Genomic DNA, 11930 nt, shown 5'->3' on the forward strand with positions numbered 1-11930 from the left:
ACAGTAATAACTGTTTACGTATGAAATACATGAAAAAATGGTTATTTGAGAGGAGAATGTCATCATGAATTACGGAAAAGTCAATCGGGTTGTATTAGTTGGAACGGGTGCAGTCGGCTGCAGCTACGCTTACTCCATGATCAACCAAGGTGTAGCAGAAGAACTGGTACTTATTGATGTAAATGAAGCAAAGGCTGAAGGCGAAGCAATGGACCTAAACCACGGAATGCCGTTTGCTCCATCGCCGATTAAAGTTTGGAGCGGAACGTATCAGGACTGTGAAACGGCCGACTTGATTGTCATTACTGCAGGATTGGCACAAAAGCCTGGCGAAACACGGCTACAGTTAGTGGAAAAAAACACAAAAATCTTTAAAGACATTGTTAAAAACATTATGGCAAACGGATTTAACGGAATTTTCCTTGTCGCAACCAATCCGGTTGACATTTTAACCTATGTAACCTGGAAAGAATCAGGACTGCCAAAAGAACGGGTCATTGGTTCTGGAACGGTACTTGACTCAGCGCGCCTCCGCTTTGGACTGGGTAAGTACTTCAACGTCGATACACGAAATGTACATGCCTACATTATTGGTGAGCACGGAGATACCGAACTTCCTGTCTGGAGCAAAGCATCGATTGGCGTTGAGCAGCTTGAATCCCTTTTAGCAGAAAAAAATGAACTGAAAAAGGAAAGCCTTGAAGATATTTTCATCAATGTCCGCGATGCCGCTTATCACATCATTGAGCGCAAAGGAGCAACATTCTATGGAATTGGAATGTCCCTCGTCCGGATCACAAAAGCAATTTTAAACAATGAAAATAGCATTTTAACGGTTTCTTCTTATTTAGATGGACAATACGGACACGAAGATGTGTATATCGGCGTTCCAGCCATCATCAACCGAAACGGCATCCGCGAAGTCATTGAAATCGACTTAAATGAAAAAGAAAAAGAGCAATTTGACCGATCTGTCGCTGTATTAAAAGAAACAATGCAGCCTGTTATTTAAAAATGACCTTAAGTCATAATGGCAAATTATAAACAGAAGGTGACACCATGGAAACAATGAATCAGACAAAAAAAGGGTATTTTATGATGGCCGTGCTGTGGCTGGCATATGTAACCTTTGCGATGAACTGGGTTGCTGGTTCCTCGCTCACACCGCAAATCACAAAAACCTTTTTCGGCGGGTCAGTTGATCCCCTTATTTCACAATTGGTCAACTATTCGATTACAACTGCCCGGGTATTTGCCAATATCTTAGCTGCGGTCATCCTGATGAAATTAGGACCAAAAAAAGCCGCTGGAACTGCGATTGGCCTTCTCATGATGGGTCTTGTCGCCATCTATCTTCCAAATTATTGGGCCTATACAGCGGCTCGAATGGTCATGGCAGTAGGGGGATCAATGGTCATTGTCTACATGAATCCAGTTGTCGCCCACTATATTACAAACTCAAAAGTCAAATTGCGCATCAATGCAGCCAATACCGTTGCCTATAACGCAGGAGCTTTCATCGTCGCAATTCTTTTTACACTTTTCGCAAACCAAATGGTGGCAAACTGGCGCTTAACCTTAACCGCCTTTGCCTCCTTAACACTCTTGTTTTTCATCGGCTGGCTTTGGAAAGCGGACAATTTTGAAACAAAAGAAGCAAACAGCAACCGAACCGAAACCTACGGATATAAAGACGCCCTTAAAGATGGATTCCTATGGCGTTACGGCTTGGCCTTTGCATCATTCCTAACGCTCTACGTCTTATCACTTGTCAGCTTTAAAGCGATTTTCGATCAATATACCTTATTAAATGGCTCAGTCACAAACCTTTTAATCTCAGGATTCGGCATCGTTGGAACCTTTGCCGGAATCGCAATCGGCAACAAAGGCGTACCGCGCAAACCAACACTTATGGCTTCAGGCATCGTCATGGTCGGAACCTTTGCGCTCGCCCTGGTTTTTGCCAATAAACAGCCGCTGCTTTCCTATATCCTGATCGCCATATCCGGCTTTGCCATGTACATTCAATACCCAATCTTCCTGAACCTCCCGCACGAACTAAAAGGGATGACACCGCAAAAGTTGACGATCCTGTTCGGCCTCTTCTGGGCACTTGCCTATGCCGGCCAAACGATCGCAACCATTATCTGGAGCTATCTCCTGGGCGCAGCAGGCTACACCCCGGCCATGATCTTCTTCATCGCCGCATCAAGCCTCTACATTTTCATGGTCGCCACCTTCCCCGAAACCCGGGAACGAAAAGCCGCCAGCAGCAAAGCCGCCTAAAACACAAGTCCTCGAACCCCCGAGGGCTTTTTTTATGGAAAAATGTACACCATTTTGCCCCCTCTACCCGTTGAAATTAACATAGAGAGGAATTCACATTTTACTAAGTTCCCATACTGCATACCTCGCAAACATCATCGAAATTCATCTGGTTTTGTTGAAAAAAAGTTCATCAAACGTTTGATGAACTAACAGGCAGCGCCGGAAAAACGGAGCCTATTTCGATTCGACAAAAACCGCCTGGAATCATTCCCTACCACCGTTAAAGGTTTCAATTTTGCAAAAGGAGCATTCCTGTTAGAAGGATTTTCGGGGACTTGAACAAAAAGAGCCCTCTTGGTATGATGCGGGGTGTCAAATCTCGACGAATTAACCCCTAATTTGTTAACCAAGGAGGACTCCATAATGGATTTTAAACAAAATCAAAAAATAAATCAAGTTACCGAGAAAACACTTGTTGTCGGAATCGACATTGCTAAGCGTACACATTACGCTTGCTTTGTAGATGACCGCGGCCGAGTGCTCCAAAAGTCATTTGCAGTTTCGCAGTCTTTTAACGGTTTCGAGTTTTTCTATCAACGTATTTTGAGTGCGATGAAAGAACATGAAAAAACAGAAGTCATTGTAGGGATTGAACCTACAGGACATTACTGGCTCAATTTAGCCTACTTCCTTGAGGAACGAGGCATTCCCTTAGTCATGACGAATCCTATGCACGTCAAACGATCAAAAGAGTTGGACGACAATCTGCCAACCAAGCATGACCGCAAAGATGCGCTGGTGATCGCTCGTCTTGTAAAGGACGGACGCTTTAGTTATCCACGGATACTTAAAGAGATGGAGGCCGAACTTCGTGTTGGCTCAACCTTCCGAGGCAAGTTGACAGAGGAATTAGGCACTGTCAAAAACATGATGATTCGCTGGCTAGATCGCTATTTCCCTGAGTTCACTCAAGTATTTCCATCCTTCGGAAAAATGGCCATGGCTGTACTAGAATGTACCCCATTTCCAAGTGATCTTCACGAGAAACAACCCGATGAAGTTTTAACCCTTTATCGAGAGGTTGAGGGGCTCAAATCCCCCCAAAGACCAAAAGCAATACGTCTTATAGAATTAGCAGCTAACTCTATCGGAGTAACAGAAGGACGTGAGATGGCCCGTATTGAAATTGCCACACTCGTCAGCCGTTACCATCAGTTAGAAGAAGATATCGAAAACATTACCGGGCACTTGGTTGAGCTAGTAAAAACGTCTGTAGAGTACGAATGGTTATCAACTGTACCAGGGCTTGGAGATACAACGATAGTTGATCTATTAGCGGAAATCGGAAGCTTTTCACACTACGAAGACCCACGCCAAATAATCAAACTTGCGGGATTAACGTTACGTGAAAATTCCTCCGGTCTGCATAAAGGACAAAAGCGAATCTCCAAACGGGGCAGAAGGAAGCTGCGCGCCCTCCTGTTCCGAGTGATGATGCCAATGATTCGCCATAACGAAGCTTTTAGAAAGCTACATGAGTATTACACGAACCGTCAGGTTAACCCGTTACGTAAGAAGCAATCCATTGTGGTCCTATGCGGTAAGCTATTAAAAGTATTACATGGAATTAGCACGAAGCACAAAGCGTTCGACGCACAGCGAATGATGAGGGATATTCCTAGTCTCGCAGAGGCTATGTAAAGCCCTACATCCCCTTTAATAGACCTAGACAACAGGATGACACGGAGAAGCTGGCATTATATTTTCCATTCGACCTCGAGTCCCTAAAGGAGCTTCGCTAGCCTCTGCCTTATGACTAGACCGAACGAAGGAATGTAGGCACACTGATGCCCAGAGACATGGGAGGGTACGTCATCATAAGCTACGCAGAGATCCATTGTGCATCACATAAATTCCTTTCACTACTTTCCACTAATATCCAGTAGTGACCGCGTAGCGTACCCATATGGTGGAATAGTTTCACATATAATGAAAATACTGTAGGGGACTTTGTCGAAAAATATTTTTTTGACACCGTACCAATGGCTCAAACCCTTGGTACATCAACATTTATAGAGGGAGGGCAAAGAAACGTACGTACAAGGTACATACCAAAACAAAAGGAAGAAAGGGGAAGGTTTATGGCTCAAAATGAAGCACGCCAGCTGGACTTGCCAGCTGCCGCACCAGATCCGGAAAAAATCACACTGAAAGAAAAAATCGCCTACGGAATTGGCGATGTCGGCAACAACTTTTTATTCGACCTCGGTCAGATTTATTTGCTGAAATTTTACACCGACTCTTTAGGAATCCCATCGACCATTGCGGGACTGGTCTTTTTGATCACAAAAATATGGGATGCTTTTGCCGACATTTCGGTCGGCACGTGGATCGACAATCGTAAGAACATTGGACCAAAAGGGAAATTTCGGCCGTTTATTTTATACGCAGCGATTCCGCTCGCTTTAATGGATATAGCCAGTTTTATCAATCCAGGCTTTTCGCTTACGGGAAAAATTGTCTGGGCATTCGCAACCTATATGATTTTTAGTACAGTCTACAGCATTTCCAATGTGCCATTTGGCTCAATGGTTCCAGCAATGACAAAGGATCCGCATGAACGCGCCCAATTGGCATCGTTTAGACAAGCTGGCTCGAACCTTGGGCTCCTGATTAGTACAGTCGGTTTCATGCCCATTGTTTTGATGATGAATAACAAAACAACAGGCTATTTGATGGCAGTTGCCATTTTTTCTGTAATGGGCGTCTTCCTTCAATGGTATTCCTATAAAAATATCAACGAACGATATGTCGAAGCCAAACCGAAAGCAACAAAAGATTCGATAAAGGCAGGGCTGAAGAATATTTTTAAAAATACGCCGCTCTTGATCCTTTGTACCGCAAACTTGCTGACTTTTACGGCTTTCAGCGTCAAGCTTGCCGTCCAGGTTTATTATGCACAGTACGTTTTGAAGGATGTTTCAATTGTTCCATACATGGGCTTTTTCAGCATTGGAAGCGTGTTTGTCGGAGTCGCTCTTGTTCCATATCTTGTGAAAAAAATCGGCAAAAAGGGAACCTTTATCCTCGGGGCAGCGATCTGGACTGCTGCCGATCTAATCGCCTACATGGTGGCCAAGGATGCTGTCGTCTTTATGATCTTCGCCTGCTTTGCGTTTTTTGGAAGTGCCTTTATTAACAGTTTAAACTGGGCGCTCGTTTCCGATGCTGTGGAATATGGGGAATGGAAAACGGGCAGCCGCTCGGAAGGGGTCGTTTATTCGTTCTTCACCTTTTTCCGCAAATTGTCCCAAGCCTTGGCCGGCTTTATTCCCGGACTTGTCCTAGGCCTTGTCGGCTACGTGCCAAACGCCCAGCAAAGCGCGAAGGTAATCGCCGGCATCAAAGATCTGATGTTCATTTATCCAGGCTTACTGGCCTTCATCACCATTATCGTCATGGGCCTTTTCTACAAATTATCGGATGACCGGTTTAACGAAATTGTCGCAGAACTCGGCAAACGGAAAAAGTTTACCGGCAACCGGCCTGTCGTGGTCGAGACGGGGAAGTAATCGATTATAACTATAGAGAAAAACCGAGCAAGAGTCTTCTGCTCGGTTTTTACGCTAAAAATGCCAGTACGTTTTGTACGGCAGCTTCCCCTTGTTCAATGCAGTCAGGTACCCCTATGCCATCATATGAACTCCCTGAAAGGAAGATCCCTGGTAATTCTTGAGCGAGGGAATCCCTTACATTCTTCATCCGCTGCAAGTGCCCAACCGTGTATTGCGGCATCTTCTTGTTCCAGCGGGAGATTACGTGAAAGAGCGGCTGCTCCGTAATATTCATTGTTTTATTTAAATCCCGTAACACGATTTGAATGATTTCATCATCCGCTAAATGGACGGCGTCCTGGTCATTTGGCTTTCCCACATAGCAGCGCAAAAGCGCCATGTCTTCAGGAGTCGTTCCCGGCCATTTTTTATGTGTCCATGTGCAGGCCGTAATGCGAAAATCACTGTTGCGGGAAACCAAAAATCCGGTTCCATCAATATCCTGCTTAATGGCTGCCTTTGGAAAGGCCATAGCAACGTTTGCAACAGAATAGGCCATCATGCCGCCAACTACTTTCATTAATGGATAATCGGAAAGCATTTGTTGGGCAGCGTAAGATTCTGTTGTGATGATAACACTTTCGGCTTGTTCAACACTTCCGTCCGCCAGCGCAACATTATAGTGGTTTCCGTCTTTTGTGATTTTTTCGACAGGGGCATTTTTCATCACGGTACTTGAATCAAGCTTTTTTAACACTGCTTCAATCAATGTTTCAAGCCCGCCCGCTAAAGAAATGAACATGCCTTTTTTGGCCGGCAGTTTTTTCGCGGCTGTTTTTGACCGAGACGGCATCGTTTTTTTCAAACCGAGAACAAGGCTTCGGTGGGTCTGTTCCAGCTGATAAAACATGGGGAACAAAGACATTAAGCTCAATTCGTCGATGTCACCGGCATAAATGCCGGATAACAGTGGATCAATCAAGTTGTCGACGACTTCATTTCCAAGTCTCCTTCTAAAAAATTCGCCAAGCGATTGGTCCGCTTTTTCTTTCCCTTTTGGTAAAATAAAATCGCCTGCAGCCCGCAACTTTCCGAATGGTGAAAAAAGACCTGAAAATAAAAAAGGAGTGACTTCGGTAGGGATGCCCATAAACGCGCCTTCTGGCATTGTATGAAGTTTTCCTCTTGCAACTATGTATGATTTCCCTGCAGTATTGGAAACGACTTGATCTTCCAAACCAACTTCTTTGATCAATTTCAGTGCGCTCGCTTTGCGCGCAAGCATCGAGTCAGGCCCTTTTTCAATGATGAATCCCTCTTTTTTCAAGGTGTGAATCGCTCCGCCAAAACGGTTGCTTGCTTCAAAAAGCATGACCTGATAGGGAAGCTGCTTTTCTTTTATTTCTTTTTGAAGATAATAAGCTGCTGATAACCCGGTGATTCCTCCACCAATGATAACAATTTTTTTCCTCTCCATTCAGCATCAGCTCCGGCCACTACTTGTTCATATTTTCACAATCTGAATTTTAAAACAAAGTTTTTAGTTTTTCCCCACCTCTATTGTATACTTTTAAAATAAAAAAAATGAAAATTTAAACATTTGTAAGAGAAAGTTCATGAAATGCCGCTTCTATATGGAACGGAAAGAAAGATTTTTACCATGATTAGGGCTAAAATAAAAATAGTACATAGCAGAGGAGAGGTTCAAATGGATTTGCAATTAAATGGGAAAAATATCTTGATTACCGGCGGTTCGAAAGGAATTGGCAAAGCGATTGCCCAAGCTTTTTTGGCAGAAGGAGCAAATGTCGGAATCGCAGCGCGCGACAGAGAAATTTTACAACTAGCAAAAGAAGAACTCGGTGGAAATGTCACTATTTTTCAAGCGGATATATCGAAAGCAGCTGAACGGGAAAGTTTGATTCAAGCATTCACTCAAACCCAGGGTGGTTTGGATGTTTTAGTTAATAACGCGGGCGGCAGCAATGGAGCCGGAGCAACCGAAACGGAAATGGCGTTATTTTACGAAGCGATGGAACTGAATTATTTTTCCGCAGTGCATTTAAGCAAATTGGCTGTTGAGCAAATGAAACAGACCGGCAGCGGCTCGATCATTAATATCACCTCGGTCTTCGGCAGGGAAAGCGGCGGCAAAGTGACCTACAACAATGCCAAATCAGCCTTGATCAGCTTTACAAAATCGCTCGCAGATGAAGTGATTCCGTACGGGATTCGCGTCAACAGCGTCGCCCCCGGCAGCATCCTTCACGAAACAGGCAACTGGAAAAAGCGCCTTGAGGCCAACCCCGAAGAAATCAACGCCTTTGTCAAAAATGAAATTCCGGCCGGCCGCTTCGGCACCCCAGAGGAGATCGCCAACGTCGTTGCCTTCCTCGCCTCAACCAAAGCCTCCTGGATCATCGGCGCCAGCATGAACGTTGATGGCGGGCAATCTAGGATGAATTTTTAGGGGGGGTAGACAAAATAGATGCTGAAAACTAAAAATGCATAAATGAAGTTCTTAAAAAATTATTTTATGATAATTATTGACAATTTTAGTTAAAAAATTCAAAATGAAGGTAGATAAAATTTTGGAGCTTGTCGAACTTAACCATCATGTGAAGCAGAAGAATAACACCTGAATTACGGGTGACTTCTGCTTTTTTCATTAATCTTATGAGTTTTCCTAATGGAGGGATTGGATGAATTTTATCGCTCACATTCGTGAAAGTGACAAGACAATACAAACTGTTGAAGAACATTTGTTGGCAGCTAAAGAATTAGCAGAAACGTATGGAGATAAGTTGGGGGTGAAGCATTTAACTGGTCTAGCCGGAATGCTTCATGATCTTGGTAAATATTCAAAGGAATTTAGAGAATACATATTACAAGCCGTCAATAATCCGGAAGCACCTCCCAAAAGAGGAAGTGTAGATCATTCGACAGCAGGAGGAAAATTATTATACGAATTATTTCATAAAAAAATTACTTCACGATATAAGGGAATAGTTGCTGAAGTTGTCGGAAACGCCATCCTTTCACATCATTCGTATTTGCTAGATTTTTTGAATACGGAATTCGAATCTAATTATTTAAGTAGAGTGCGAGATAAGGATCTAAAAAACTTTGAGATAACAAAAAGAATATTTTTGAAAAGGTAATGAGCGAAGAATATTTTCATGACTATGTGGATCAAGCGGCATCAGAATTAGAAACGTTTTTGGCAAAAAAAAAGTTCGGAAAACAATGAAAAACAATTAATGTTTTTAACAAAATTTGTTTTTAGTTCTTTGATTGATGCAGATCGAACGAATAGAGATTATTTGAAGAAAATAAAACTGGCGAAGAAGCTGTTGACCATGAAGAATTAGTTTCAGCGTATTACGAAAAAATTATAAATAAAATCAATTCTTTCAAAAATCACCCGAATGCTGATCATCCGATTAATATTTTAAGATCAGAAATGTCAGACCAATGTGATGAATTTGCGAAGAAACCCTCAGGGATTTACACATTATCGATACCGACGGGTGGGGGGAAAACGCTAGCAAGTTTACGATATGCTCTTAAACATGCCAAACTTTTCAAATAAAAAAGGATTTTCTATGTTGTTCCCTACACCACTATTATTGAACAAAATGCGGAAGAAGTTCGTAATATTTTAAAAGATGATGGGAATATTCTGGAACATCATTCCAATGTGATTGGTGATGAAAATGATAACGATGAAATGCAAGATGGAGTTATGAGTGTTCAGCAAAAGTTGAAGCTTGCAAAAGATAACTGGGATTCACCAATTATATTTACAACAATGGTTCAATTTTTAAATGTTTTTTATGCAAAAGGAAGCAGAAACATAAGGAGGTTGCATAATCTAGCTGAATCGGTAATTATCTTTGATGAAGTACAAAAAGTTCCAATTTCCTGTGTTTCTTTATTTAATCAGGCTTTAAACTTTTTAAAAACTTATGGACAGTCTAGTATTGTTTTATGTACTGCAACTCAACCAGCCTTGGATTTTGGAAAATAAGTTGGAAATAAATCCAATGCCGAGATTATTGGTAATCTTGATCAGGTAATTGAAGCTTTTAAGCTAGAGTAGAGATTATCGACATGGCAACAAATCAAACTTTTAATAATGAGAAACTAGCAGATTTTATTGAAGATAAAATTGAGGATGTACAAAGTATTTTAGTCATTTTAAACACGAAAACTGTAGTCAAAAATCTATACAATCTTTTAAAAGAAAGAAATTTCAATGTTCCTGTTTATCATCTTAGTACATCGATGTGTGCAGCCCATCGAAATAATATATTAAATGAAATCAGACAGCATCTTCTTACCAAGAATAAAATCATTTGTATCAGTACCCAACTGATCGAAGCTGGAGTCGATGTAAGTTTTGAATGTGTCATTCGTTCTTTAGCCGGTTTAGATTCTATTGCTCAGGCTGCTGGAAGGTGCAATCGTCATGGTGAAAAAGATATTCAAAATGTTTATGTTATTGATCATGAAGAAGAAAACTTAAAGTACTTAAAAGAAATTAAAGGTGGGAAACAGATTTCAAAAAGAATTTTAGTCGACATAAAACAAGATGCATCAAGCCACGGAGGACATATCTTATCAAAACAGGCAATGGAAAGGTATTTCAAAGAGTTTTACACTAAGTTTTCATCTGATTTAAATTATTTTATTCCTGGTTTAAATAAAACTATGACCGAACTATTGGCAGCTAAGAAAAGTAAAAATGGATTTTATTGTGCTTACAAGGCGAGAAATGATGAGGTTCCTCCTTTATTTATTGCCAATAGCTATAAAACAGCAGCAGAAAACTTTCACGTTATTGAAGATTTGACGACATCAGTGATTGTACCTTATGAAGATGGCAAAGAAATCATTACAAAACTAAACAGTGATGGTTCCATTGATCGACCTTACTCGATTGCTGCGCAAAGCCCAGCAGTATACAATCAATTTTTTAAATATGAACTTGACCAATTATCGAAAAATGACGGATTGGTGAGTTATCTAGATGGGAAAATTTTTGCGTTAGAAGAAGGGGCTTATGACAATGAATTTGGGCTTAATTTAGACAATGATAGTCAGTTTACCTTGAGTATATATTGAAAAACCTATCTTTAAATGAAGATAGGTTTTCAAATAATATACTATATATTTCAATCCGCGCTAAAAAAGCGACAACTAATTATATCATGTAAAAGAATGTTTACAAAAAGTTCATATAATATATTATTTACAATACTCCTAAAGAGATGTATTGTTTAATTGTAAAAAATATTTTGAATTTTTGGAGGTGAATTTATGAGGAATGAGATTGAGTTTGAAGTCTTTGGAAAATATGCCTTATTTACAGATCCTTTAACTAAGATGGGTGGAGAAAAACTTTCCTATCAAATCCCGACATACCAGGCACTTAAAGGAATTGTAGAATCAATCTATTGGAAACCCACGCTGCTTATGATAATAGATGAAGTCCGAATAATGAATCCAATTCAGATGGAGTCAAAGGGTATTCGACCGATTGAATATGGCGGAGGAAATACGCTTGCCAACTATACATACCTAAAAGATGTTCGCTATCAAGTACGTGCCCATTTTATCTTTAACCCTTATCGACCAGACATGTCATTTGATCGAAACGAGAATAAACATCATAACATCCTTAAACGATCTCTCCAAGCTGGAGGGAGAAGGGATATTTTCTTAGGCACAAGGGAATGTCAAGCATATGTGGAACCATGTGTTTTTGGTGAGGGTGAAGGTTTTTATGATCAGGGTGAAATCCATTATGGAACGATGATACATGGGATTAACTATCCTGATGAAACTGGAAAAAATGAAATGGAAGTTCGCCTCTGGAATCCTGTGATGAAAAAGGGAATTATCAAGTTTCCGCGTCCTGACCAATGTACTCAAATAAGAAAAATTACAGAAATGTATCCAAAGAGTTTTACAAATATCCAGTCACAGATGGCTCTTCAGTCAATTAGAGGAGGGAGGGAATCAATGAGCTGGCTATTGAACTTATATGAAACATACGAATCAAATTTGGATCAAGTTGGAGTAGTAGAAAAGAAATCGAATGAC

Annotated in this window: 7 protein-coding genes and 1 pseudogene; 7 read left to right on the top strand and 1 reads right to left on the bottom strand. The window is 41.1% G+C overall.

Translation table 11 applies throughout. The features are described from left to right. Positions 1-64: 64 nt before the first annotated feature. From ACQYAD_RS03215 to ACQYAD_RS03230, 4 genes are all read left to right on the top strand, one after another. Positions 65-1012: an L-lactate dehydrogenase gene (locus tag ACQYAD_RS03215; RefSeq protein ID WP_430235486.1), complete on the top strand. Its 948-nt coding sequence runs from the start codon at positions 65-67 to the stop codon at positions 1010-1012. A gap of 47 nt (positions 1013-1059) precedes the next feature. Continuing rightward, complete coding sequence (locus ACQYAD_RS03220) at positions 1060-2286, top strand: MFS transporter (RefSeq protein ID WP_430235489.1); 1227 nt, start codon at positions 1060-1062, stop codon at positions 2284-2286. A 405-nt stretch (positions 2287-2691) separates the two neighbouring features. Beyond that, complete coding sequence (locus ACQYAD_RS03225; RefSeq protein WP_430235492.1) at positions 2692-3969, top strand: IS110 family transposase; 1278 nt, start codon at positions 2692-2694, stop codon at positions 3967-3969. A 440-nt stretch (positions 3970-4409) separates the two neighbouring features. Beyond that, positions 4410-5840 (top strand): glycoside-pentoside-hexuronide (GPH):cation symporter, encoded by a 1431-nt coding sequence (locus ACQYAD_RS03230; RefSeq protein WP_430234335.1) that lies wholly within the window; start codon positions 4410-4412, stop codon positions 5838-5840. A gap of 49 nt (positions 5841-5889) precedes the next feature. Here ACQYAD_RS03230 and hemY read toward each other — a convergent pair whose 3' ends face one another. Further along, positions 5890-7299 carry a protoporphyrinogen oxidase gene (hemY, locus tag ACQYAD_RS03235; protein WP_430234333.1) on the bottom strand — a complete coding sequence of 470 codons (1410 nt, stop codon included), beginning with the start codon at positions 7297-7299 and terminating at the stop codon, positions 5890-5892. A 231-nt stretch (positions 7300-7530) separates the two neighbouring features. Here hemY and ACQYAD_RS03240 point away from each other — a divergent pair, with 231 nt between their 5' ends. The 3 genes and pseudogenes from ACQYAD_RS03240 to cas5c form a co-directional block, all read left to right on the top strand. Next, a complete protein-coding gene (locus ACQYAD_RS03240) occupies positions 7531-8292 on the top strand; it encodes an SDR family NAD(P)-dependent oxidoreductase (RefSeq protein ID WP_430234331.1) in 762 nt (253 codons plus the stop codon). Positions 8293-8524: 232 nt separating this feature from the next. Further along, positions 8525-10949 (top strand): annotated as a pseudogene (gene cas3 / locus ACQYAD_RS03245) (CRISPR-associated helicase Cas3'). A gap of 195 nt (positions 10950-11144) precedes the next feature. After that, on the top strand, positions 11145-11930 hold a 786-nt coding region (gene cas5c / locus ACQYAD_RS03250), incomplete at its 3' end, for a type I-C CRISPR-associated protein Cas5c (RefSeq protein WP_430235495.1).

Source organism: Neobacillus sp. SM06 (genome assembly GCF_050496765.1).
Lineage (GTDB): Bacteria > Bacillota > Bacilli > Bacillales > Cytobacillaceae > JAEVLT01.

What these genes read in the sequence shown, in the direction of transcription:
- ACQYAD_RS03225 (WP_430235492.1), top strand. Translation starts at nt 2,692, where the DNA reads ATGGATTTTAAACAAAATCAAAAAATAAATCAAGTTACCGAGAAAACA.
- ACQYAD_RS03215 (WP_430235486.1), top strand. Translation starts at nt 65, where the DNA reads ATGAATTACGGAAAAGTCAATCGGGTTGTATTAGTTGGAACGGGTGCA.
- hemY (WP_430234333.1), bottom strand. Translation starts at nt 7,299, where the DNA reads ATGGAGAGGAAAAAAATTGTTATCATTGGTGGAGGAATCACCGGGTTA.
- ACQYAD_RS03240 (WP_430234331.1), top strand. Translation starts at nt 7,531, where the DNA reads ATGGATTTGCAATTAAATGGGAAAAATATCTTGATTACCGGCGGTTCG.
- ACQYAD_RS03230 (WP_430234335.1), top strand. Translation starts at nt 4,410, where the DNA reads ATGGCTCAAAATGAAGCACGCCAGCTGGACTTGCCAGCTGCCGCACCA.
- ACQYAD_RS03220 (WP_430235489.1), top strand. Translation starts at nt 1,060, where the DNA reads ATGGAAACAATGAATCAGACAAAAAAAGGGTATTTTATGATGGCCGTG.